This window comes from Streptomyces sp. NPDC101490 (assembly GCF_044767145.1).
GTDB lineage: Bacteria > Actinomycetota > Actinomycetes > Streptomycetales > Streptomycetaceae > Streptomyces.
In genome coordinates this window covers 18,468-40,535 of record NZ_JBIWNI010000006.1, presented here as the reverse complement: position 1 = coordinate 40,535, position 22,068 = coordinate 18,468, and the positions used below count along the sequence as shown (strand labels likewise).

At 71.1% G+C, this 22,068-nt stretch carries 19 protein-coding genes; 15 read left to right on the top strand and 4 right to left on the bottom strand.

The window, feature by feature from the left end; genetic code table 11:
* Window positions 1-182 precede the first annotated feature (182 nt).
* Window positions 183-2,837 (top strand): alanine--tRNA ligase, encoded by a 2,655-nt coding sequence (gene alaS / locus ACIRQY_RS15035; protein WP_403925449.1) that lies wholly within the window; start codon window positions 183-185, stop codon window positions 2,835-2,837.
* Window positions 2,838-2,865: 28 nt separating this feature from the next.
* On the opposite strand, the gene ACIRQY_RS15030 is transcribed toward alaS, so the two are convergent.
* On the bottom strand, window positions 2,866-3,411 hold the full coding sequence (locus ACIRQY_RS15030; RefSeq protein ID WP_403925446.1) for a GNAT family N-acetyltransferase: 546 nt from the start codon (window positions 3,409-3,411) through the stop codon (window positions 2,866-2,868).
* Window positions 3,412-3,720: 309 nt separating this feature from the next.
* Here ACIRQY_RS15030 and ACIRQY_RS15025 point away from each other — a divergent pair, with 309 nt between their 5' ends.
* Together ACIRQY_RS15025 and ACIRQY_RS15020 are read left to right on the top strand one after the other, a co-directional pair.
* A complete protein-coding gene (locus ACIRQY_RS15025) occupies window positions 3,721-4,092 on the top strand; it encodes a hypothetical protein (RefSeq protein ID WP_403925443.1) in 372 nt (123 codons plus the stop codon).
* Window positions 4,089-4,412: a hypothetical protein gene (locus ACIRQY_RS15020; protein WP_403925440.1), complete on the top strand. Its 324-nt coding sequence runs from the start codon at window positions 4,089-4,091 to the stop codon at window positions 4,410-4,412. Before ACIRQY_RS15025 ends, ACIRQY_RS15020 begins: the two co-directional genes overlap by 4 nt.
* A 326-nt stretch (window positions 4,413-4,738) precedes the next feature.
* Here the strand turns inward: ACIRQY_RS15020 and ACIRQY_RS15015 are convergent, their stop codons facing one another.
* Window positions 4,739-5,143 (bottom strand): type II toxin-antitoxin system PemK/MazF family toxin, encoded by a 405-nt coding sequence (locus ACIRQY_RS15015; protein ID WP_403925437.1) that lies wholly within the window; start codon window positions 5,141-5,143, stop codon window positions 4,739-4,741.
* A gap of 836 nt (window positions 5,144-5,979) precedes the next feature.
* On the opposite strand from ACIRQY_RS15015, the gene ACIRQY_RS15010 reads away from it, so the two are divergent.
* The 6 genes from ACIRQY_RS15010 to ACIRQY_RS14985 all read left to right on the top strand — a co-directional run bounded on the left by ACIRQY_RS15010 (window position 5,980) and on the right by ACIRQY_RS14985 (window position 14,474).
* Window positions 5,980-6,528, top strand: a complete 549-nt coding sequence (locus ACIRQY_RS15010; RefSeq protein ID WP_403925910.1) for a GNAT family N-acetyltransferase — start codon at window positions 5,980-5,982, stop codon at window positions 6,526-6,528.
* A gap of 375 nt (window positions 6,529-6,903) precedes the next feature.
* Complete coding sequence (locus ACIRQY_RS15005; RefSeq protein ID WP_403925434.1) at window positions 6,904-8,559, top strand: hypothetical protein; 1,656 nt, start codon at window positions 6,904-6,906, stop codon at window positions 8,557-8,559.
* A 422-nt stretch (window positions 8,560-8,981) separates the two neighbouring features.
* The gene (locus tag ACIRQY_RS15000) at window positions 8,982-10,358 is read left to right on the top strand and encodes an erythromycin esterase family protein (protein WP_403925431.1); all 1,377 of its coding nucleotides are present in this window, start codon (window positions 8,982-8,984) and stop codon (window positions 10,356-10,358) included.
* Window positions 10,359-10,585: 227 nt separating this feature from the next.
* Window positions 10,586-11,974, top strand: a complete 1,389-nt coding sequence (locus ACIRQY_RS14995; RefSeq protein ID WP_403925428.1) for a DUF1254 domain-containing protein — start codon at window positions 10,586-10,588, stop codon at window positions 11,972-11,974.
* Between the two features lie 98 nt (window positions 11,975-12,072).
* The gene (locus ACIRQY_RS14990; protein ID WP_403925425.1) at window positions 12,073-12,741 is read left to right on the top strand and encodes a GAP family protein; all 669 of its coding nucleotides are present in this window, start codon (window positions 12,073-12,075) and stop codon (window positions 12,739-12,741) included.
* Window positions 12,738-14,474, top strand: a complete 1,737-nt coding sequence (locus ACIRQY_RS14985; RefSeq protein WP_403925422.1) for a SulP family inorganic anion transporter — start codon at window positions 12,738-12,740, stop codon at window positions 14,472-14,474. Before ACIRQY_RS14990 ends, ACIRQY_RS14985 begins: the two co-directional genes overlap by 4 nt.
* A 97-nt stretch (window positions 14,475-14,571) precedes the next feature.
* Here ACIRQY_RS14985 and ACIRQY_RS14980 read toward each other — a convergent pair whose 3' ends face one another.
* Window positions 14,572-16,371, bottom strand: coding sequence for a PucR family transcriptional regulator (locus tag ACIRQY_RS14980; protein ID WP_403925419.1), 1,800 nt, complete (start codon window positions 16,369-16,371; stop codon window positions 14,572-14,574).
* A gap of 167 nt (window positions 16,372-16,538) precedes the next feature.
* Here ACIRQY_RS14980 and ACIRQY_RS14975 point away from each other — a divergent pair, with 167 nt between their 5' ends.
* The 6 genes from ACIRQY_RS14975 (at window position 16,539) to ACIRQY_RS14950 (ending at window position 21,427) form a co-directional block, all read left to right on the top strand.
* The gene (locus ACIRQY_RS14975; RefSeq protein WP_403925417.1) at window positions 16,539-17,954 is read left to right on the top strand and encodes a purine-cytosine permease family protein; all 1,416 of its coding nucleotides are present in this window, start codon (window positions 16,539-16,541) and stop codon (window positions 17,952-17,954) included.
* Window positions 17,951-18,451, top strand: a complete 501-nt coding sequence (locus ACIRQY_RS14970) for a nucleoside deaminase (protein ID WP_403925414.1) — start codon at window positions 17,951-17,953, stop codon at window positions 18,449-18,451. Before ACIRQY_RS14975 ends, ACIRQY_RS14970 begins: the two co-directional genes overlap by 4 nt.
* A gap of 392 nt (window positions 18,452-18,843) precedes the next feature.
* Complete coding sequence (locus ACIRQY_RS14965; RefSeq protein ID WP_030939356.1) at window positions 18,844-19,047, top strand: cold-shock protein; 204 nt, start codon at window positions 18,844-18,846, stop codon at window positions 19,045-19,047.
* A 271-nt stretch (window positions 19,048-19,318) separates the two neighbouring features.
* Window positions 19,319-20,797 carry a DEAD/DEAH box helicase gene (locus ACIRQY_RS14960; protein ID WP_403925411.1) on the top strand — a complete coding sequence of 493 codons (1,479 nt, stop codon included), beginning with the start codon at window positions 19,319-19,321 and terminating at the stop codon, window positions 20,795-20,797.
* A 47-nt stretch (window positions 20,798-20,844) separates the two neighbouring features.
* Window positions 20,845-21,066: a hypothetical protein gene (locus tag ACIRQY_RS14955; protein ID WP_403925408.1), complete on the top strand. Its 222-nt coding sequence runs from the start codon at window positions 20,845-20,847 to the stop codon at window positions 21,064-21,066.
* Window positions 21,067-21,115: 49 nt separating this feature from the next.
* Window positions 21,116-21,427 carry an SCO5918 family protein gene (locus ACIRQY_RS14950; RefSeq protein ID WP_403925405.1) on the top strand — a complete coding sequence of 104 codons (312 nt, stop codon included), beginning with the start codon at window positions 21,116-21,118 and terminating at the stop codon, window positions 21,425-21,427.
* Between the two features lie 104 nt (window positions 21,428-21,531).
* Here the strand turns inward: ACIRQY_RS14950 and ACIRQY_RS14945 are convergent, their stop codons facing one another.
* Window positions 21,532-21,891: a hypothetical protein gene (locus tag ACIRQY_RS14945; protein ID WP_351785525.1), complete on the bottom strand. Its 360-nt coding sequence runs from the start codon at window positions 21,889-21,891 to the stop codon at window positions 21,532-21,534.
* Window positions 21,892-22,068: the final 177 nt, after the last annotated feature.

Here is a 22,068-nt window from a genome sequence, read left to right as displayed (position 1 = left end):
CGTCCGGTGATGACTGCGCCACCTCAGACAACGGATCTGGAGTCATGGTCTACACCGTGGGGGCGCGAGCTATCTGCGTCGAGCTGGAGAACTGAGAACCTCTCAGTCTCTGTTCTCGGCCCGGCTCGGCGTGTGATCGACCCCCCATCTCTCCACGACTCTTCCGTGAGGGCCACACCACCATGCGCTCGACGCAGATCCGCTCCACCTTCCTGGACTTCTTCACCTCGCGCGGTCACCGCCAGGTCCCGTCCAGCCCGCTGATCCCCTCCGATCCGACGCTGCTGCTCGCCAACGCCGGCATGAACCAGTTCAAGCCGTACTTCCTCGGCGAGGTCACCCCGGAGTTCCCCCGCGCCACCACCATCCAGAAATGCGCCCGCACCTCCGACATCGACAACGTCGGCCGGACGAACCGGCACGCCACGTTCTTCGAGATGATGGGCAACTTCTCCTTCGGCGACTACTTCAAGGCCGACGCCATCGCCTTCGCCTGGGAACTCCTCACCCAGGGCTACCAGTTGGAGAAGGACCGTCTCTGGATCACCGTCTACCAGGACGACGACGAGGCCGAGCAGCTCTGGCGCAAGATCGGCGTCCCCGCCGAGCGCATCCAGCGCCTGGGCATGGAGGACAACTTCTGGTCCATGGGCGTCCCCGGCCCCTGCGGCCCCAGCTCGGAGATCCACTACGACCGGGGCCACGCCTTCGGCCGCGAGGGCGGACCCGCCGTCGACGGCGAGCGGTACGTGGAGATCTGGAACCTGGTCTTCATGCAGTACCAGCGCGGCGAGGGCGACGGGAAGGGCGACTTCCCGATCCTCGGCGACCTCGCCCAGCAGAGCATCGACACCGGCCTCGGCCTCGACCGCCTGGCCGCGATCCTCCAGGACGTCGAGAACGTCTGCGGCACGGACCTGCTCCGCCCCACCCTCACCACGGTCCAGGAACTCGCCGACCGCGAGTACCCCGGCAGCGGCGAGGAGAAGGTCTCCTTCCAGGTCGTCGCCGAGCACGCCCGCTCGATCGCCTATCTGATCGCCGACGGTGTCCTGCCCGCCAAGGACGGCCGCGGCTACGTCCTCCGGCGCCTGATGCGCCGCGCGATCCGTCACGCCCGCCTGCTCGGCATCGACCAGTCCGTCCTGGCCCCGACCACGGCCAGCGTCATCGGCAACCTCGGCGATGTCTGGCCGGAGCTCACCGACCAGGCCAACCTCATCGAGCAGGTCGTCACCGCCGAGGAAGAGTCCTTCGCTCGCACTCTCGCCCAGGGCACCCGCCTCCTCAGCGCCGCGATCACCCGCAGCCGCGAGAGCCGGTCCACGACCCTGACCGGCGAGACCGCCTTCGAGCTGCACGACACCTTCGGCTTCCCCGTCGAGCTGACCATCGAAGCCGCCCGCGACGCCGGCCTCACCGTCGACGAGAACCGCTTCGCCGACCTGTTCACCGAGCAGCAGCGCCGCGCCAAGGTCGGCGGCAAAGCCAAGACCGCCGAGGCCCTGCGACGCCAGGACGCCTACCGCGAACTGTCCGCCCGCCACGGCCGTACGGACTTCGTCGGCTACGACCGCCTCGAGGCCGAAGCCACCGTCCTCGGCATCGTTTCCAACGGAAACGTCGTGCCCGGCGCCGACCCGGGAAGCACCATCGAGCTGGTCCTGGACCGCAGCCCGTTCTACGCCGAGTCCGGCGGCCAGGTCGGCGACACCGGCACCATCCGCACCGCCGACGGCACGGTCCTTGAAGTCCTGGACACCAAGCCGGGTCTGGAGGGCTTCCACGTCCACACCGTCCGCGTCACCGAGGGCGAGCTCCACATCGGGCAGCAGGCCGAAGCCCTCGTGAACGGCGCCCGTCGCGAGTCCGTCGCCCGCTCCCACTCCGCGACCCACGTCCTGCACGCCATGCTCCGCCGCACACTCGGGGACCACGCCCGCCAGCACGGCTCGCTCGTCGACGCCGGCCGCCTCCGCTTCGACTTCGCCCACTTCTCCGCCGTCGACCGCCCCCAGCTCGCCGCCATCGAGACCCTCGTCAACGACAGCCTCCTCACCGACCCCGAGGTCCGCGTCTGGCACGCCTCGCGCGCCGAAGCCGAGGCCGCCGGCGCGACCGCCCTGTTCGGCGAGAAGTACGGCGACCACGTCCGCATCGTCGACATCGGCGACTTCTCCCGCGAACTCTGCGGCGGCACCCACATCGGCCACGGCTCCAACGCCGGCCCCGTCCGCATCGTCGGAGAAGCCTCCATCGGCTCCAACCTCCGCCGCATCGAAGCCCTCACCGGCCGAGATGCCCTCGACTACTACGACACCGAACGCCACCTCCTCGAAGAACTCTCCACCCTCCTCGGCACCCGCCCCCAGGACGCCCCCGAAGCCCTCCGTAAACGCCTCGACACCCTCGCCACCACCGAACGAGAACTCGCCCGCCTCCGCGAGGCCGAGCTCCGCGACCGCGCCCAGCAGCTCGCCGCCACCGCCCGCACGGTCACCGGCGGCCGGGTCGTCAGCGAGAAGGTGACCGGCCTCGGCCCGGACGAGCTCCGTTCGCTCGCCCAGCACACCACCTGCCTCCTCGACAGCGGCCACGCCGTCGTCGTCCTCGGCACCGAACACGAAGGCAAGGCCCTCCTCGCCGCCGCGATCACCCACAGCCTCCACGCCACCGGCACCGAGGCCAGCCACATCCTCATCCCGGCCGCGCGCACGGTCGGCGGCGGAACCGGCGGCAAGGGCCCACTCGCCAGCGCCGGCGGCCGACGCGTGGAAGCACTCGACGAGGCCCTCGTGATCGCCGCCCAGGACGCGGCCCACGTGCTCGGCCAGTAGGAGACCCTCGCGCGGGTTCGGCATCACCTCACGAGGAGGCGCCGAACCCGCGCACAGCCGGGCTCAGCTCCTTCATGAGGACGACGCTCTCGTAGTTCGTCACGCCCCACCACCAGGAGCCGACCGGTACGTAACCGCGCCTGCGATACCAGCCGACCAGCTCAGCCGCCTCGGCCGACGTATCGATCACGACCTGCGAGGCCCCAAGGGCCCCGATGCGTTCCTCCGCCAAGTCGAGCAGCAGTTGCCCCAGCCCCACCGCCCGCCACTCGGGATCCACCGCGAGCTGCCAGAACGCCCCGGCACCCGACGGAGCCGGATACCCCTCGGGTACCCCGTACGGCGCGGCCACTGTCACGGTGCCCACCAGCTCACCGGCCCACAGCGCGAGCCAGCACTCGCCCTTACCCAGCCTGTACGCCGTGTCCTCCACCGACTGGTACGAGGCAAAGAAGACACGCCCCTCGGCGGCATGAGTGGAATAGGCGCGGTGCAGCAGACACGTCAGTTGGGCAACGGAGTCGCCCTCGATGAACTGCCGAACCACGACCGCTTCACGGATGCCGAGCCCCATGGCCCCGCCGACTGGTGATCCGTCCACACGCTCGAGTATTAGCCGGAGAACAGCGTGGCGCCTGCGGAGCCGGCGGCAGGCTGGCAGAGCCGCCTACCGGCCGATGATCTCAGCCCAAGAATCGGTGCCGCCCAGACGTGGCCGTCTTCGACTCCGCTGGCATGTCTCCTCAGGGGGGCACACCACCGGGTAACGAAAGCCATGGGCAGTGAGAGGAGGGCACGGACGCCACCGTCCTGGAGGGGTGACACGGCCCGCCCGCAAGGCGCTTCAGTCTGCGTCCGTCCCCCATACAGGTGATGAGGCTCAGTGGAGAACCTCCCCTGGCGCCTCGGCGGCACCCCGGACGAGACGTCCTTCGGCCCCATCGCCATCCAAGTGCGCCGCGGAGCCGAAGTACTCGGTTACGACCCCCAGAACATGACCGACCAGCAGCGGGCAGTCGTGGAGGAGTCTCTCCAGGACCCGGGGCAGAACATCTTCATCGCGGCGGAGTACCTGGCCCAGCTCAAGGCCGAGAGCGAGTTCGCGGGCGTTCCCCCCGAGCAGATGACGCCCGAGCAGCACCAGGAACTGGCGGCACGGTACAACGGTGGTCCGTACTGGCAGGGTGATGACGCCCAAGCCTATGGACGGGCCTTCACCAAGAACCTCGACGAAGCCAAGGGGGCTCTCCAGTGATACCCGATCGGCCCGACGCCGCCGGAACCACCAGTGACGACGGCTGTCTGCGGTGGGTCATGGCGGTCCCGCTGGTGCTCCTCCACGCGATCGCCGCATGGTTCGTGTACACGGCCCTCACGATCCGGCCCGCGGGGAGCTGGGACGACGAAGCACGGGCCGGGATCGAGCTGTCCTGCGTCCTCGCCGTCGCCGCGAGCGGACTCGCTCTGCTGATCACTCTGCTTCCGTCGATCCGCCGCGCCATGGGCCCCTGGTGGCTCGCCCCTCCGCTCCTCCTGGGCGCGGTCGCGGCCGCCCGGTGGGCAGTCGGGGTGTGAAGACGGGCGTCCGGGTCTCGTGCCCCAACCGTGCGCTTCAAGACGGCCAACAGCGGTCGACACGGGTTCCCACGAGCATGCGGAATGAGTGGTGTCAGATCACGTTCCCCCAGGGCGGAGACGCGTAGTCCGAATGGGCAGTGGTGATTCCCCAGCCCATGGCTCGGGTTCGGTTCCCGTCATCCGCTCTTCGGACGAAGCCCCCGGTCAGTGGACTGGGGGCTTCGTCGTTGCGGAGAGGTGTCCAGGAGGCGGGTGGGAGTGTCGAGCGCCTGGGTGGGCCGGCTGCGTCATCGTGGGCGTCCGTTCCCTCTTCCTTCCTTCACCTACCCGAGACCGCCGCGACGGAGGGATTCTCTCGTTTCGCCGAGCTTCACGGTCGCCTCCGGGGTCTGCTCCCGCACCTGTTCGGCGAGTTGAACGGCTTCCTCGATCTCGCTGAGCTTCGCGGAGGACAGGACGCCCGCCGGCTCGATCAGGTCGTCGCGGGACACCGTGGCCAGCCACGTACAGGGGATGAACCCCGGGCGCGGGAACGCGAACCGCAGGACACCGTCGAAGGGCAGTCCCTCCATGGCACCCACGGCCACTTCGACGCCCAGACCGCTGATGTCGAAGCCCGCCGGGTCGACGACCTGCACCACCCGGATCCCGGACGCGCCGTCCGCCGACAGGACCACGGCCGGCCGCCGCTCGTCGAACTCGACCCACCAGACTTCGCCACGCCGCACAGGTCCTCCTCATTGCAAGACGTCACCGAACGCACAGGCCCCGCGCCCGAGTACCGCATGATTCCCCGTTCCACGGGATTGCGGGGCGGAAGTCAGCCCGGGGCGAGCCGACGGATGCCGAGCTGTTCGACCCGCACGGCCTCCACTTCGTTCAGCGGCTCCCCGGCCGGTGGCCTTGCGCGGGAAGCGGAGACGACTCCACTCCAGTCTGTCGGCTGCCGCCGCGTGCTCCGCGCCGAGGAGCAGCTCTGTCACGGCGTCGTCGGCTGCCGGGCTGAGCCAGGCTTCGCGGCCGAGCACGTCGGCCGAGTCGATTCCGTGGACGGCGACTTCCACGACGCGGGTGAGGAGGAACTCCGACAGGAGCACGGCGTCGCCGTGGCGGGCACGCACAGTCCGGCCACCTGGTCGGGCCCGGTAAGCCGGTCGACCCGCCGCCAGGCCTCGGCGAGGTGCTCGGCGAAGGCGGAGCCGTCTTCCGGCCGCGCCGCACGGTCCCGGGCCAGGGCGATCCGCTGTCGCTCCCCGTGCGTTCGCCGTCCCGCGCCCAGCCGTCCAGCCCGCTGAACTCCCCCTCGCACAGGTCCAGATCGTCGGCGGTGACAGGACGAAGGGTGATCTCATCCGACATGGAACGACTACGGATCCTCTCGGCCGAACGGCTCGAACCCCATGACGGCCATACGGAAAACGACTTCTCGCTTCACACTTCTCAGATCATCGACATGTACGTGTGCCTCTGCGGTCCCGGTTGCGGGCTGTTGAAAAAGACCGCCGGGCGGGAGCCGGGCTTCTGCACCGATCGTCCTCACGGGCCGTGCGGTAGGTTCCCCGTCATGATCGAAGCCGGAACCTCCGACTGGCCGCCCGCCCCGATACCGACCCGTCGGCTCGTGCTTCGCGAATCCGAGGCCCGGGACCGTGCGTCGTTCATCGAGCTGTTCGCCTCGCCCGAAGTGGGCACCTACATCGGCGGCACCCGGCCTCGCGACGAACTTGAGCGCGCGATGCCCGAAGTGCCCGGCCGACGCCCCGGCTGCTTCGTGGCCGAACTCGACGGAACGATGATTGGCATGATCACACTCGACGCGCGCGATGCCGAGCGCCGGGGGCACATCCGCCCTGAGGCCGGGGAGGCCGAGCTCGGATACCTGTTCCTGCCGGAGGTGTGGGGACACGGTTACGCCTTCGAAGCGTGCGCGGCGGCACTCGACTGGTTCTTCGGCGCGCGCCCCGGCGAACCCGTGGTGCTCTCCACCCGGAGCGCCAACGACCGCGCGATGCGCCTCGCGGCGAAGCTGGGCTTCACCGAGGTCGAGCGGTTCGAGGAGTACGGCGCCGAGCAGTGGTTCGGCGTACGGCCCTCGACCACGTCGGCCGGATGAAGGGCGGAACCATGACCGAGATCGCGCCGATGTCGGGTCCCCAGGTCGCCGCTCTGTCCCTCCCGGCTCGGCAAAACATGTAGGTCTGAGCGAATATGACCGTTCAAGAACCGTTGATTCCCAAAATTATGCGCGGGTTGGATTCACGCCATCCGCTCTCAGAGACGAGTCCCCAGGTCAGTGACCTGGGGATTTTTTATCGTCTAGACCTCTCAGCGCCCACGTGCCATCCGCGCACCAAGTGCTGCAACAGGGCGCCAGGTCGGCTGGCCCTCCTACGTTCGGTGGTCATCCGAGTGCCACCGAACGACCCATCCCTCCCAAGATCGAGGACTGGGTCGACGAGTACGCGCAAACCCGGAAGAAGGAGGCTGCATGGCGAATAGCTCATCGTGCTGGGAGAAGGTCGCACAGCAGGCGGATTCCTACGAGACGGCAGTGGCCGTGTTGCTGAGTCTGCTCAACCCGGACGTGATCCGGGTTGATGGGTCGGGGGGTGACGGCGGGCGTGACGTTCTGTTCCGTCGGGATGACGGCACCCTAGCGATCTACGAGATGAAGTCGTTCACGGGAAGACTGAACCATTCCCGCCGCCAGAAGGTGGAGCGATCCTTGGCCCGCGCCGCTGAGCACGGACCGACGAGCTGGACTCTCGTAGTGCCGATCGATCAAACCCCCACGGAGCTGGACTGGTTCGAGGGGCTGCGCTCTCGGTATCCGTTCCAGCTGTCCTGGCACGGCTTGAACTGGCTGAGGGCAAGGGAACTGGAGCAGCCAGCCTTCACGCACCACTACCTCCACGACGGCATCTGGACCACGCAAGAGGTCATGCGCCAACTCGCCGACGGACAGCTTGTCGCCGTGACGGACGGGCCCGAGGCCGTCGCCCGCATCAGCGAGACCGTTGCGAGACTCAACGAGATCGAGCCCCACTACCGCTTCTCCGTAACAGCCGGGCCTCATGGGGAGATCATCTCCATGGAGCCGGCCTACCCGGGTGCCGAGACAGACCGACCGGCGACCCTCCGTCTCGAAGCCGCATTCCCTGACACGGCTGAGGGGATGGCCGCTCGTGGTGCCTGGGAGCAATTTCTGGACTTCGGGGATCCCGTGAAGCTGACCGGGGACCATCTCACGCGGGTCGTCCTCGACCTTCCAGCGGGCTTCGGAATTCGCAACGAGCCCCCGCACCCCTCTGCACTGCTCCGCTTGAGATCCAGCCGAGTACCCGTCCTCAGCATCCCCGCACGTGCCGTGATCCAGGGCGAGAATGGCCGCCGCCTGGCTTCGTTGACCGTGGATCTTCAGGTGAGCCACAGAGGAAGGCGTGGCGCCGTTGCTACCGGGACCAACCACACAGGATCGCTCAAGGTCGTCCTCCGGCTGGATCAGCGGGATCGAACCGCGAAGACGGACCTGTCCCTGTCACCCACACCCGGCATGCAGCCCAGCGAGAGGTTGTCCCTGCTCCATTTCGCCCGGCAGGCACGGTCGCCTCACTGGTTTCAGCTGCACCTCCAGAACAAGCCCGTCGGACCGCCCGTGCCCTGCGCCCATGTGGGCAGGGAAACGATCAGCAGCAACGCTCTGGACGAAGAGATCGCGCTCATGGAGAAGCTCTGCGAAGTGCAACGTCGGACCGGCACTCCTTTCGGCGTCCCCGAGTCCCTCTCCCCCGACGACTGCGCGAGCATCCTGCTGGCACATCAGCTCCTCGACGGGCGGACCGTCGCGGTGCCACCCTCGCTGTCACAGTGGACCTTCTCCCGTCCCGCAGACCTCCCCACCGCTACTTCTCTGTTGGCGGGTGGCGCGACTGTAGGGCTGTCCCTGGACGAGCCAGACTTCAGCCTGGATATCTGCGGGCATTCCGTGCCTCTCGGAGACGCCGAGGTGGCCATGCCGGATTCGCTGATCACGTCTGTTGCACCTGCGCATGAAGGCGCTGAGGAGATGATCACCGCCCAGCCTCTAGCTCCTCGTGCACGGAGAATGGTGAGACTTCTCGGTCTGTCGACCGAGGGCCGCTGACGAGGGAGACCAGCGGCCTGAACGGCTCGTGAGCCTCGCAAGGAACCAGGCGGACGATCCGATCGGAGCACATCGTTCGCCTGGACCGCGCTCCGGATGACAGGCGAGGAACCGATGGTCGCTGCCCAACGGGCCTTGCTGGCTGGAGGGCTGGTTACCTCGCCGCACAACGGATCTGGCTCAGCGGTCGCGGCTCCGAGTACGCGGTACTCCGCCAGAGGCGGCGGCGGTGGGTGTTCTTCCGCAGGGGTGCCGGGGTCCGTTCGTAACGGTGCGGGGCCCGTTCGCAGGGGTGCCCAGGGGCCGTTCGTAGGGGGATATCCCCCTACGAAACACGGAGGTCAGGCCCCGCGCGCTGCCACGGTGTCGCGGGTCAGGATCTGTCGTGTCACCGGAAGCGCATCCGTGAGGAGTCCAGGGGTATGAACAGGCATCGACGGCAGCAGCTCAGTCGCAGGGGCGCCCTTCTCGTCGCCGTGTCGGTCGCGGCGGGGGCCGCGCTCACTCCCGTCGGGGCGCAGGCCGCCCCGGATCCGGTCGCCGCCCGGTCGGGCCCGGCCAAGGACGCCGTCGTCCGCGAGCTGGACCGGATCGCCCACCCGCTGCGCTCCACCGAACCCGGCGGGAGGACCACCGATCTGCGGGCCCTGGGCGCGATGATCGGCGGCGCGAAGGTCGTCGGCCTCGGCGAGGCCAATCACGGCTCCCACGAGTTCTTCGCCATGAAGGAACGGGTCTTCCGCCACCTCGTCGAGGAGAAGGGGTTCCGCGCCTTCTCGCTGGAGTCCAGCTGGGGCGCCGGGCTGCAGATCGACGAGTACCTCCAGACCGGCGAGGGTGACGCCCGGCGGATCGCCGCGGAGCACCTCGCCAACTCCCCCTGGGACCGCGAGGAGTTCGTCCACCTCCTCCAGTGGATGCGCGACCACAACCGGCGCAACCCCACCCGTACCGTCCACTTCGTCGGCAACGACCTCTCCGCCCCCGCCGTCACCGACGAGTTCTTCGGCCGGATCACCGGCTACGTCCAGCGGCACCACCCCGCACTGGCGCCCCGGGTGGACGAGCTCTACACCGGGCTGCGCCCCGTCGACGACGTCTACGCCTACATGGGCAGGCCGATCGCCGAGCGGCAGCGCCTCGCCGGGCAGGCCCGGCAGGTCCTCGACCTGATCGGCGCGGCGGGCGGCCGGGACCGGGAAGCCCACGACTGGGCCGTACAGAACGCCCGCTCCGTCGCGGACACCACCGAGTTCCTGACCCTCGATCCGGGCGACCCCACCACCCTTCCCGCGTTCATGCGCCTGCGCGACGAGGCCATGGCCCGGAACGTCCTGTGGTGGCAGAAGCGCACCGGCCACAAGATCCTGGTCTCCGCACACAACGACCACCTCGGGCTCATCGCCGCGGAAGCCGCGTCCTACCCCAAGACCCAGGGGTCCTTCCTCCGTGACGCGCTGGGCCGGAACTACCTCCCGATCGGCATGACCTTCGACCGGGGCTCCTTCCTCTCCAAGGACACCGCCCTCGGCGGCGAGTGGAAGGAGTTCTCCGTCGGCGCCGCCGTACCGGGCAGCAACGAGAACACCCTCGACAAGGTCCGCCACCGCGACTTCTACGCCGACCTCCGCGCCGCCGCGCCCACCGCCCGCGGCTGGCTGGACACCGCCCGCCCCACCCGCAGCATCGGCACGGAGTTCCACGACGGCTACCCCCTCTTCGATCAGGCGCTCGGCCGCGCCTTCGACGTCCTGGTCCACCTCCACGAGGTGGGGGTGGCCGTACCTCGCAGGCCGTGAGACCCGGGCCGGGGCCGCTCCGGCGGGGGCCGTACGGAGACCGGGGCCGTACGGAGACCGGGGCCGTACGAAGACCGGGGCCGTCGGCCGTACGGGCGGGTCGCCGCCGGTCCGTACAGCACTCGTTCGGCGGACAGCGTTCGCCGTGCGCGGGGGTCCCGGTGAGGGTGGGGAGGGCGCCCGGCGGGCTTCCGCCGGGCCGGCACCCGGCAGGAAGGCGGTACGTCGTGGAGCAGGTGGAGTTCCGGGGCGGGTATCCGGTGGCGGAGAGCGCGGCGGCCTCGTTCGACCGGAGTGATCCGCGCAGGGCCGTGGAGGCGTACCGGTTCTTCTATCCAGTGGTGTCGATGGAGGCCATCCTGCACGGTACGCGGGCGGCGGGGGCCGTGGACAACGAGTCCGCGCCGCTGGTGGTGGCGCGCCCGCACCACGTGGGGTTCACCCTCAACTCGGACACGCCGTACCTCGGCGGCGGCCTGGACCTGCGCAAGAGCGGACCGCTGGTGATCGAACTGCCGCCGGGCCCGCTGGTCGGTCTGGTCGACGACCACTACCACCGCTGGCTGGTGGACCTCGGGCTGCCCGGCCGCAACGGCCCGAAGGGCGGCAAGGTGCTGCTCCTGCCGCCCGGTCACGACGGCGACGCACCGGCCGGGACCGAGGAGTACGAGGTCGTGCGCAGCGACACCTGGCAGGTGCTGTGCGCGCTGCGGGCGCTCCCGCTCGGTGGTGACGTGGACGCGGCGAACCGGTTGCTGGCCTCGGTCCGCTTCTTCCCGCTGGCCCTGGAGGACGCTCCGCCCGCCTTCACCGTGCTGAACCAGGACGGCCGCCCGATGGACACCACTCCCCTCGCGTGGGAGGACAACCTGGAGTACTGGCGCGTCCTGCACGCGGTCGTCGACGCCGAGCCGCCCGTCGACGAGCTGCGGCCGATGCTGGGGCTGCTCGCCGAACTCGGCATCGAGGCGGGGCGGCCCTTCGCCCCCGACGCGCGGATGGAGCGCATCCTGACCGGGGCCGCGCGACAGGGGCGGGACGAGATGCTGGTCTCCGCGTTCGCCTCCCGTCGGCCCGACCGGACGGTGTGGCCGGACCGCGTCTGGGAGTGGGTGGGACTGCGGCCGGAGAACGGCACGTTCGAGCGGTCGGGTTCGCTGGACGTGGAGGCCAGGGACCGGTGGTTCGCGCAGGCGATCGTCGCCTCCCCCGCGATGTTCCGCCGGGAGAAGGGCGCCGGGTCCCTGTACTGGCTGGGGCTGCGGGACGCCGACGGCACCTACCTCGACGGCGGGCACACGTACCGGCTGCGGGTGCCGCTTCCCGTACCGGACTCGCTGTTCTGGTCGGTCACGGTGTACGACGCGGCGACCCGGTCCGAGATCGTGGCCGAGCAGGGGCAGGCGGCGCTGCGCTCGCTGTTCGACAAGCTGGAGCCGGACGGGAGCGACCACGTCGACCTGTACTTCGGGCCCGCCGAGCCCGCCGACGGCGGTGGCCGGTGGATCCAGACCGTCCCGGGCCGGGGCTGGTTCGCGTACTTCCGCATCTACGGCCCCGAGCAGGCGGCCTTCGACGGCTCCTGGCGGCCCGGCGACTTCGAGCTCCAGGACTGACGTCCCGGTGGGTACGGGCGAGCGCCCCGGCCCACACCCCGGTACGCCGCCCGACGGTGTGCGTACCGGCGCGTCCACCGATACGGAGGGAGCAGGGGATGGGTGAGGCGATCGGCTCGATGCTCGCGTCGGCCGTGGGCGTCGCGATCAGTCCGCTGCCGCTGATCGCGGTGATCCTGATGCTGGCCACGCCGAACGGGCGGGCCAACGGGACCGCGTTCACACTCGGCTGGACGGCCGGGCTGACCGCCGTGGTCGCGGTCGTCGTCGTGGCGGGCAGCGGGCTGACCACCGGCGGGGAGAAACCGGTCTGGGCGTACTGGCTGAAGCTGGCGCTGGGCGTGCTGTTCGCGCTGATGGCGGTCAAGCAGTGGCGGGACCGGCCGAGGGAAGGGCACGAGGCTGCGGCGCCGAAGTGGATGCGGGCCGTCGACCGGTTCACGGCGGCCAGATCCGCCGGACTCGCCTTCGCGCTGGTGGCCGCCAACCCGAAGAACCTCGTCCTGGCCGTCGGCGGTGCGGTCTCCATCGCCACCAGCGGCGCGGGCGCGGGCGGCAAGACCGTCGCCGCCGTCCTGATGGTGCTCATCGGTTCGCTGTGCACGTCGCTGCCGCTCGGGGTGTACCTGCTGGGCGGCGACCGTTCGGCCGGTGTCCTCGGCGGCTGGAAGGAGTGGATGACGGTCCACAACGCGGCGATCATGACGACCGTGCTCGCCGTGCTCGGCGCCAAGTACATCGGAGACGCGCTCACGGGCCTCTCATGAGGCTCCGCCGTCTCCTCGGCGGGCTCGACGGGCTCGGCAGACTGGGCGGGTTCCGCAGGCTCGGCGGGTTCCGGTGGGGGCGGCCCAAGCCGTCGGACGTCACCTCCGGCATGGTGACGGGTCTGTTCTCGATCCCGGAGGGCATGGCGTACGCGGCCGTCGCGGGCTTCCACCCGGTCTCCGGCCTCTACGCGGGCGTCGTGCCGCCGGTCCTCGGCTCGCTCACCACCCCGACCGTCCTCATGATCACCACCCTGACCAGCGCGATCGCACTCACCGGGCAGAGCGCCCTCGCGGACGCCGGACTCGACCCGCACGACGCGGGGAACGTGGCCGCGCTGACCGTCCTGGTCGGCGTGATCATGCTCCTGATGGGGGTGCTGCGGCTCGGCGTCGTGCTCTCCTTCGTGTCGAACGCCGTGATGGTCGGCTTCTCCACCGGCATCGCGCTCCAGATCGTCACCGGCGTCCTGGAGGACGCCACCGGCTACCCGCCGCACGGCCACAACAGGATCGTCCAACTCCTCGACAGCGTGGCCCACATCGGGGAGTGGAAACCCTCCGCCACCCTCGTCGCGGCGGCGACGGTCGGCGCGTGGGCCCTCGCCCGGCTCGTACGACGGCTCCGGCCGGTGGCGCTGCTGATCGCGATGGTCGCCGTGAGCGCCGCCGTCGCCGTCCTCGGCACGGACGTCGGCCTCGTACGGGACATCGCGAGCATTCCCGCCGCACTGCCGTCCTTCACCGCCCCCGCCTGGGGCGCGATGCCCGAACTCGCCGCCGGGGCCGCCTCGGTCGCGCTCGTCGCCCTCGCGCAGGCGGCCGGCATCGCCCCGTCCCTGCCGAACCCCGACGGCAGCCGCTCCGGCGTGAACGGCGACTTCGTCTCCCAGGGCGTCGCCAACGTGGGCGGCGGACTGTTCCAGGCCCTGCCGTCGGGCGGCTCCCTCTCCCGTACGGGCGTGGCCGCCTCCGCGGGCGCCGTCACCCGCTGGGCCGGGGTCGTCTCCGGGGTCTTCCTCGCCCTCGTCGTCCTGGTCGCCGGTTCGCTCGCGGAACACATCCCGATGCCCGTCATCGGCGGCCTCGTCCTGATCGTCGGCGGCGAACTCGTCTGGGGCAAGCGCCAGGACATCCTCCTCGTCCTGCGCACCTCCGGACTGTCGAGCGCCGCCATGCTCGCCACCTTCCTGGCCACCACCCAGCTGCCGCTCCAGCGCGCCATCGTCATCGGAGCAGTCCTCTCGCTCCTCCTCTACTGCGCCCAGGCCGCCCGGCGCGCCCGCTTCACCGCCCTCGTGCGCGACGACACCGACGGCCGGTGGTCCACCGCGCCCGTCCCCGCGAGGCTGCCGCCCGGGGAGGTCACCGTCCTCGACTACGAGGGCGGCAGCCTCTTCGCCGAACTCCCCGTGCTCCGCGCCGGGCTCCCCGACCCGAAGGGCGCCCACGACGCCGTCCTCGTCCTGGCCGTCCGCACCGCGCCCGACATCCCCTCCTCCGCCATCCTCAAGGCCCTGCGCCACTACACCGACACCCTCCACGCGGAGGGCGGACGCCTGGTCCTCGCCGGGGTCCAGGCCTCCCAGCTCGCGCTGCTGCGCCGCACCGGGCTGGCCGACCACCTCGACGCCGACGCCGTGGTGCCCGCCGAGGGGCCGCTCCTCGCCCCCCTCGACCGCGCCCACCGCGAGGCACGCGCCTGGATCGCCGCCCGGCGGTCCGGACGGTGATGTGCTCCGGAGCGGAACGGGACGCGGCAGAACGGGGCCACGGCGGCGGCCGGGCGCGCCGGTGCCGGTGTCGGTGTCGGGCCGGGCGGGGCCGGTGTCAGGTGGGGCCGAGGGGTGGGGCGGCGGGGTGGCCCGCGTCGATCGCGCAGGCCAGGTAGAGGTCCACCCGGTCGCGGGCCGTGGAGAGGTCCCGGCCGGTCAGGTGCTGGATGCGGCCGACCCGGTAGTGGAGGGTGCTGACGTGGATGTGGAGGGCCGCGGCGGCGGTGCGCCAGGCCCCGTTGTGTTCCAGGAAGACCGTCAGGGTGCGGACCATGTCGGTGCCGTGCTCGGTGTCGTACTCCTGGAGGGGGCCGAGGAGCCGTCGCCGGTAGGAGGCGCGGATGTCGGCGGGGACACCGGCGAGCAGCAGCAGGTGCGAATCGAGCGCGCGGGCCGTGACCAGCGCCAGGCGCCCGGGCCGGAGGGCCGCGAGCCGGGCCGCGTGACGGGACTCCTCCAGGGCGCGGGCGAGACCGGTGGCGTCGGGGGCGGGGGCACCGAGGCCGAAGGCGACACGACCGCCCTCGGCCACCGGTTCGAAGCGCGTCAGGCGTTCGTCCAGCAGATCGGCGAGACGGGTGTCGTCGAGAGTGGCGTCGGGTGAGACCAGCAGGGTGAGTCCGTGCTCGCCGCCCGCGACGACCGTCCGGGTGTCCGGGCTCTCGTCGAGGACGCTCTCGGCGAGGTCGGCGGCCAGGTCCCAGGGGCGCAGCGCCCCCCGGGTGAGAGCGGTCAGCACCAGCAGGGGGCCGGTGGGGTCGAGGCCCGCCGTCCGCAGCCGGGCGGCGAGCGTGGCGGGCGGCGCCCCCTGTTCGATCAGCTCCACCAGATCGGCGTGGAAACGCTGCTCCGTGCGGCGCCGTTCGTCCCGGCGGGCGCCGCCCAGGGCCAGCAGTTCCGCCGTCTGCGCGGCCGCCTCCGGATCGGACGGCTCGCCCCGTACGACGAGCAGACCGCCGCCCGCGCTGCGCCGCCCGATGGGCAGCACCCAGTGCCCGTCGACCGTCACCGGCAGCCGTTCGGCCCGCTGGGCGGCGGCGGCGACGCGGGCGCGCGCCGGGCCGGGGAAGGGGCCCGCCGGGCCCGCGAGGAGCCTGCCCGCCGACGACAGGGCCCAGCAGTCCGTGCGGAGTTCGGCGGCGAGCATGGCGACGAGGCCGCCGAGGTCCGCCCCTTCGACGAGAGCGGCCACGAGACGGCGGTGGCGGCCCAGGACATCGGCGAGTTCGAGGCCGCGTTCGCGGTTGATCCGTTCGATGACGGTCCGGGACAGCGCCCCGTAACTGATGTCCGGAGGTGCCGCCAGGACGGGGATGCCGTGTCTTCCGCACGCCTCCACCAGGGTGGGCGGGACCTCGCCGAGCAGGATGTCTCCGGCCACGAGCGCGACGGCGCCGCCTTCGGCGAGGGAGGCGGCGAAGGTCTCGCAGTCGGCGGGAGTGCGGTACCAGCCCTCGCTGGTCAGGACGAGTTCGCCGCCCGTCAGGAACGTCGCCGGTTCCAGCAGGTCGGTCGCGTACACCCAGCGCAGCTCCCGCGCGAGCGGGTCGGTGGCGGAGGGGACGGGGCCGGACGGGACGGGATGGGAGGGGATGGGGTGGGACGGGATGGGGTGGGAGGGGGCCGGGGCGGACCAGGCGGGGCCGGTGTCCTGGTCGGCGCGGTCACCCCCGCCCGTACGAGCGCGCCCGGCGCCCCGGCCGAACCCGCCCCCTCCGCCCCCGACCCCGTGCGCGTCGCCACCGCCACCTCCGCCCTCACCGCGACCGCCGTCACCACCGACACCGACACCGCCGTCCGGGGTCAGCAGGGTGAGTCCCAGTTCCGGCATGGCCAGCAGATCCCCTACCCGCATACGCCACCCCCTTCTCGTCTCCGACGATCGTACGAAGAACCGTCCTGTTTCAGCCATGACTTCGCTTCCGCTGCGGGTGCCTCGCCCCGGTCCACCGGGTGTGTACTTCCGTTGCTGCAGCACTCCGGCATCCCTGACTTCCTACGATTCATGGAAGGGGGCACGACATGACCCGACAAGGCCCTCTCGCACAGCGGCTCTCGGCCGCGGTGCGCTCCGCCACCGCGGTGGAGACCTCCGGCATCGAGCCGATACCCGCCGACGAACGCGAAGGCGGACCGGGCTCGTCGTTCACGCTCTGGTTCAGCTCCAACGTCCAGTTCTCCAGCCTCACCAGCGGAATGCTCGCCACCGCCGCCTTCGGCCTGGGCTGGGCGCAGGCCCTGCTGGCGATCATGCTCGGTGCCGCCGTGGGTGCGGCGGCCATCGGCGTCACGTCGACGTTCGGCCCGCCCAAGGGCGTCGGACTGCTCGTCCAGACCCGGCTCCCGCTGGGCCGTCGCGGCGCCGCGCTCCCCGCCGTGCTCGTCTTCTTCAAGGCGTGCGCGTGGTTCGCGGTCAACTCGATCCTCGGGGCGTTCGCCGTCCGGACCCTGCTCGGTACGGGGTTCGGCCCCGCCTTCGCCCTGGTCACCGTCGCCCAGGTAGCGATCGCGCTCGTCGGCTACGGCTTCATCCATCTGGTGCAGAAGGCGATGGCCCTCGTCCTGCCGCTGCTCTTCGTCGGTGTCTCCCTCTACGGGTACACCGAGAGCGACCTCGGCTCCGGCTTCGACCCGGCCAAGGCCGGTCCGCTCGGCTTCGTCGGCGCCTTCGCCCTGGTGATGGCCATCCAGGCGGCCCGCGCGCTGAGCTTCTCCTCGTACGCCGCCGACTACACCCGCTACATGCCCGTGGACACCCCGCCCGGCAAGCTGTTCCTGTACGCCTTCACCGGCACCTGGCTCGGCTCGGTGTGGATCGCGAGCCTCGGCGCGGCCATCGGCACCCTCGCCTTCATCGGCACCCCCACCGATCTCGTCGGCCAGGTGCTGCCCGGTGCGCTCGCCACCGTCACGATGCTCGCCCTGGGCATCTCGACGATCACCTCCAGCTGTCTGGACTGCTACTCCGGCGCGCTGGCCTGGCTCATCGCCGGGGTGCGGATGGCCCGCTGGCAGGCCGTGCTCGTCGTCGGCGGACTCGGCAGCGCCATCGGCTGGTTCGCCGGGCAGGGCGACTACTGGAAGTCCTTCGAGAACTTCCTGATCGTCCTGGGCAACTGGATCGCCCCCTGGCTGGCCGTGATGCTCGTCCAGCGCTTCCTCGTCACCTCCCCCGACGCGGAGGCCCCCCGGAACTTCGGGCCCGGATTCGCCGCCTGGCTCCTCGGACTGCTCGCCGCCGTCCCCTTCATGAGCCAGCCCGGTGTCTTCGTGGGCCCGATCGCCGAGCGGCACCCCGCCCTCGGCGCCTGCGCCGCGGCCGTCGCCTTCCTGACGGCCGGGCTCGTCCACTACGCGCTCGCCCGGAGGACCCGGACCGGCGCCACCCCCCGTACCGACACCCCCCGCACCGACTCACCCGAGGAGATCCCCGCATGACCACCGTCCCCACCGCCGTGACCGCGACCGACGCCGACCTCCAGGTCCTCCGCGCCGCCGTGGAGGTCGCCCGCCGCTCCCGCGCCTCGGGCAACCACCCCTTCGGCGCCGTGCTCACCGGACCCGGCGGCGAGATCCTGCTGGAGGCCCAGAACACGGTGACGACGGGGCGCGACGCCACCGGTCACGCCGAGACCAACCTCGTACGGCTCGCCACCGGGAAGTACGACGCCGGTTTCCTGCGCGGCTGCACGCTCTACACCAGCACCGAGCCCTGCGCGATGTGCTCGGGCGCCGTCTACTGGGGCGGCATCGGCCGCGTCGTGTACGCGCTCGGCGAGGACGAGCTGCTGGCCCTGACCGGCTCCAACGAGGAGAACCCCACCATGGCCCTGCCCTGCCGCGAGGTCTTCGAGGCCGGTCAGCGCGCCCTCCCGGTGGTCGGCCCGGTCGACCTCCCCGAGGCCCGCGAGGTCCACGCCGGCTTCTGGAACTGACGTCCAGGAGCCCCACCGAACACCCTCCCGGGGGCTGTCAGGGACCCCCGGGAGGGCTCCGTCCGCCCGGCGGTGGCACCGCCCGCACGGTCATGCTCACGCCGTACGAATACCTGTGCCCGCGGGCGGCGAATTTCGCGGCCCCCACCTGGAGAGTTCATACCGGGACCGGGTAGGGGCAGGTATTCGACGCACATATTTCGCAGGGGCATGGTACTGTCGAAGCAGGTTGCAGTTTTGGTACCCAAAGACTTCAAGCGCATCCGTTCGGCTCATGCCGCGCGGGAGTGCTTCGTATTTCCGGTCATTATTTTCCGGTCAGGGCATCATCGCGGCGACGCGGGGTCCGTGAAGTGCGGATTCCGATGTACTGCCCACAAGGGAGATATGACATGGCTACTGGCACCGTGAAGTGGTTCAACGCGGAAAAGGGCTTCGGCTTCATCGAGCAGGACGGTGGCGGTCCGGACGTGTTCGCCCACTACTCGAACATCGCGGCCCAGGGCTTCCGCGAGCTGCAGGAAGGCCAGAAGGTCTCCTTCGACATCGCGCAGGGCCAGAAGGGCCCGACGGCGGAGAACATCGTTCCCGCCTGACGCTGACGCACATTTCACAGCTGGGGCCCGCATCCCTCGGGGTGCGGGCCCCAGCTGTACGTTTTTTCCCACAGCCCCGCGAAGAATCGGCCATGCGGAGCAACGGAGTGCCGGGCCTCCTGCCGAGGACCCCCGATTCCACTCCTTTTCCCACGGGTTTCCCGCGATTCATCTTTTCGCATCCTTATTCGGTGCGTGCCTGCGATTCCCCGCACCGCTCTTCCACCGGGGGAATTCCTTGACGCGTGCCCCGTCGAGGAAGGTTCTTGAAATGAACCCCACACGCACGAACGGCCGCTCGTCCGGCACCCGCCGCAGCGGCGGCCCCGCCCCGAAGCGCTCCGGAGGCCCCAACCGTTCGGGCGGCCCCCACCGGTCGGCCGGCCGCGGCCGACGTCCGGACGCGCCGCAGGGCGAGTTCGCCCCGCCGGAGACGATCACCCCGGCCCTGCCCGCCGTCGAGACGTTCGACGCGCTCGACATGCCCGCCGCACTCCTGGCCGCACTCGGCGCGCAGGGCCTCACCGTGCCGTTCCCCATCCAGGGCGCGACCCTGCCGAACTCCCTCGCGGGCCGTGACGTCCTGGGCCGGGGCCGGACCGGCTCCGGCAAGACCCTCGCCTTCGGCCTGGCCGTGCTGGCCCGTACCACCGGACAGCGCGCCGAGCCCCGTCAGCCGCTGGCCCTGGTCCTGGTCCCCACCCGGGAACTCGCACAGCAGGTCACCGACGCCCTCACCCCCTACGCACGAGCCGTGCGACTGCGCCTGGCCACCGTCGTCGGCGGGATGCCGATCGGCCGGCAGGCCTCGGCGCTGCGCGGCGGCGCCGAAGTCGTCGTGGCCACCCCCGGGCGCCTCAAGGACCTGATCGACCGTGGTGACTGCCGACTGGACCGGGTCGCCGTCACCGTCCTCGACGAGGCCGACCAGATGGCCGACATGGGCTTCATGCCCCAGGTCACCGCGCTCCTCGACCAGGTCCGCCCCGAAGGACAGCACCTGCTGTTCTCCGCGACCCTCGACCGCAACGTCGACCTCCTGGTCCGCCGCTACCTCGCCGACCCGGTGGTCCACTCCGTGGATCCCTCCCAGGGCGCGGTCACCACGATGGAGCACCACGTCCTGCACGTACAGGGCGCCGACAAGCACCGGCTGACGACGGAGATCGCGGCGCGCGACGGCCGGTTGATCATGTTCCTGGACACCAAGCACGCCGTGGACCGCCTCACCCAGGACCTCCTCGGCTGCGGGGTCCGGGCCGCCGCCCTGCACGGCGGAATGTCGCAGCCCCAACGCACCCGCACCCTCGCCCAGTTCAAGTCCGGGCACGTCACCGCCCTCGTCGCGACGAACGTCGCGGCGCGCGGCATCCACGTCGACCACCTCGACCTCGTCGTCAACGTGGACCCGCCGACCGACCACAAGGACTACCTCCACCGCGGCGGCCGTACCGCGCGGGCCGGGGAGTCCGGCAGCGTCGTCACCCTCGTCACCCCCGGCCAGCGCCGGGCCGTGACCCGCCTCCTGGCCGCCGCCGGCATCGAGCCCCGGACCACCCGGGTCCACTCCGGCGAGGAGGAGCTCAGCCGGATCACCGGCGCCCAGGCCCCCTCGGGCGTCCCCGTGACGATCGCCGCACCGGTGACCGAGCGGCGCAGGCGCGGGGCACCCGCCCGGGGCCGACGCGGAGCCGTGCCGGCCGCCCGGCGCGCGAACGGCCGCCGGTCCGCCTTCGACACGGTGGCCTGAGCACGTACGCGGTCCGGAAGGCGGTCCCTCTCCTCGGGAGGCCCGTCGTGACACCGTCCAGGACCCGGTCCCGGCCCACCGCCGTCCGTGACGGCCCCTCGTACACCGACCGGGTCCGGCTGCGTGACATCCTTGGTGACCACGGACCGTTCGCCCCACCCGCCGACAGGACGGCCGCACACCCCACGCTCCACCACCCGCTCACCGCACCCCTGTCCGTCATGGACGGACAGAGCGGCGCCCAAGGCATCCTTGCCCTCGCCCGCTGAACCGGCTCAGCACCACGGAACCGCCACCCTCCAGACCCTGTGAGGCATCATGCGTTGTGTCATCGCCCGCTTCCCCTTCGATCTCACCAAGAACAGCGTCCTGGACGCCATGAAGGACGTGAAGCCCGAAGAAGTGACCGGGGAGTCCGTGGTCATCGGGCGCCGCGTCTACCCCGCCAAGCAGGTCGGTGAGGTCGTCACCCGTCAGGACCGCCGCGACTTCAGCGCCGCCGAGGTCATCAGGGCGATGACCAAGCTCGGATTCACCTGCCGCGGCCTTCCCGGCAGCGCCGAGCCCACCCAGCCCGTGGCCCCGCTCCAGCACGCCTCGAACCTGCTCGGCGGCCCGGCGGAGGTCTGACCCGTCCGGCCGTGCGCCAGGGAAGAGCGGGCTGACGCCCGAACGGCCAGAAGGGCCCGGTCCGGTTCACACCGGTCGGGCCCTTCTGCCGTACTCGGGGGCCGTCAGTGGTCGGAGTAGCGGAAGTCCCCCACCGTCCAGGCGCTGATGTCCTCCAGGGCCACCCGGTACATTCCGCCGGTCTCCGGGATGCCCACCGTGCCCTGGAGGATGCGGGCGAGGTGGAAGTGCAGATGGGTGGGCGCCCCGGCCTTCCGTTCGGAGGGGCTGAAGGCGCAGGAGAACTCCCCGAGGCGGTCCGAGTCCGTCAGGACCTCCGACACGCGCTGTCTCCACAGGGCTTCCGGGGCCAGCCGGCCGGTGAGGACCACGCCTCCCGCGACCACCGTCAGGGACATCTGATTGCTCCGCCCCGACTCCACCGTGGCGGCGATCTCAACGAGCAGTTCGTCAGGCTTCGACATGGAAGCCGATTCTAGGGCGTGTTCCGTGGGGAGCGCCGTCTGCCCGGGGGCAGTCGGGACTTTCGGAACACGCCCTGGGCGCGCTCCCCGGGTTCCCCCGGCGGGCGTCCCCCGGCCGACCGCTCCCCCGGGCGGGCGTCCCCGCTTGCCGGGCGGTTCCGGGCCGTTCAGCGTGGA

What these genes read in the sequence shown, in the direction of transcription:
- ACIRQY_RS14965 (WP_030939356.1), top strand. Translation starts at nt 18,844, where the DNA reads ATGGCTACTGGCACCGTGAAGTGGTTCAACGCGGAAAAGGGCTTCGGC.
- ACIRQY_RS15010 (WP_403925910.1), top strand. Translation starts at nt 5,980, where the DNA reads ATGATCGAAGCCGGAACCTCCGACTGGCCGCCCGCCCCGATACCGACC.
- ACIRQY_RS14980 (WP_403925419.1), bottom strand. Translation starts at nt 16,371, where the DNA reads ATGCGGGTAGGGGATCTGCTGGCCATGCCGGAACTGGGACTCACCCTG.
- alaS (WP_403925449.1), top strand. Translation starts at nt 183, where the DNA reads ATGCGCTCGACGCAGATCCGCTCCACCTTCCTGGACTTCTTCACCTCG.
- ACIRQY_RS14960 (WP_403925411.1), top strand. Translation starts at nt 19,319, where the DNA reads ATGAACCCCACACGCACGAACGGCCGCTCGTCCGGCACCCGCCGCAGC.
- ACIRQY_RS14950 (WP_403925405.1), top strand. Translation starts at nt 21,116, where the DNA reads ATGCGTTGTGTCATCGCCCGCTTCCCCTTCGATCTCACCAAGAACAGC.
- ACIRQY_RS14990 (WP_403925425.1), top strand. Translation starts at nt 12,073, where the DNA reads ATGGGTGAGGCGATCGGCTCGATGCTCGCGTCGGCCGTGGGCGTCGCG.
- ACIRQY_RS14945 (WP_351785525.1), bottom strand. Translation starts at nt 21,891, where the DNA reads ATGTCGAAGCCTGACGAACTGCTCGTTGAGATCGCCGCCACGGTGGAG.
- ACIRQY_RS15030 (WP_403925446.1), bottom strand. Translation starts at nt 3,411, where the DNA reads ATGGGGCTCGGCATCCGTGAAGCGGTCGTGGTTCGGCAGTTCATCGAG.
- ACIRQY_RS14975 (WP_403925417.1), top strand. Translation starts at nt 16,539, where the DNA reads ATGACCCGACAAGGCCCTCTCGCACAGCGGCTCTCGGCCGCGGTGCGC.
- ACIRQY_RS14985 (WP_403925422.1), top strand. Translation starts at nt 12,738, where the DNA reads ATGAGGCTCCGCCGTCTCCTCGGCGGGCTCGACGGGCTCGGCAGACTG.
- ACIRQY_RS15005 (WP_403925434.1), top strand. Translation starts at nt 6,904, where the DNA reads ATGGCGAATAGCTCATCGTGCTGGGAGAAGGTCGCACAGCAGGCGGAT.
- ACIRQY_RS15000 (WP_403925431.1), top strand. Translation starts at nt 8,982, where the DNA reads ATGAACAGGCATCGACGGCAGCAGCTCAGTCGCAGGGGCGCCCTTCTC.
- ACIRQY_RS14970 (WP_403925414.1), top strand. Translation starts at nt 17,951, where the DNA reads ATGACCACCGTCCCCACCGCCGTGACCGCGACCGACGCCGACCTCCAG.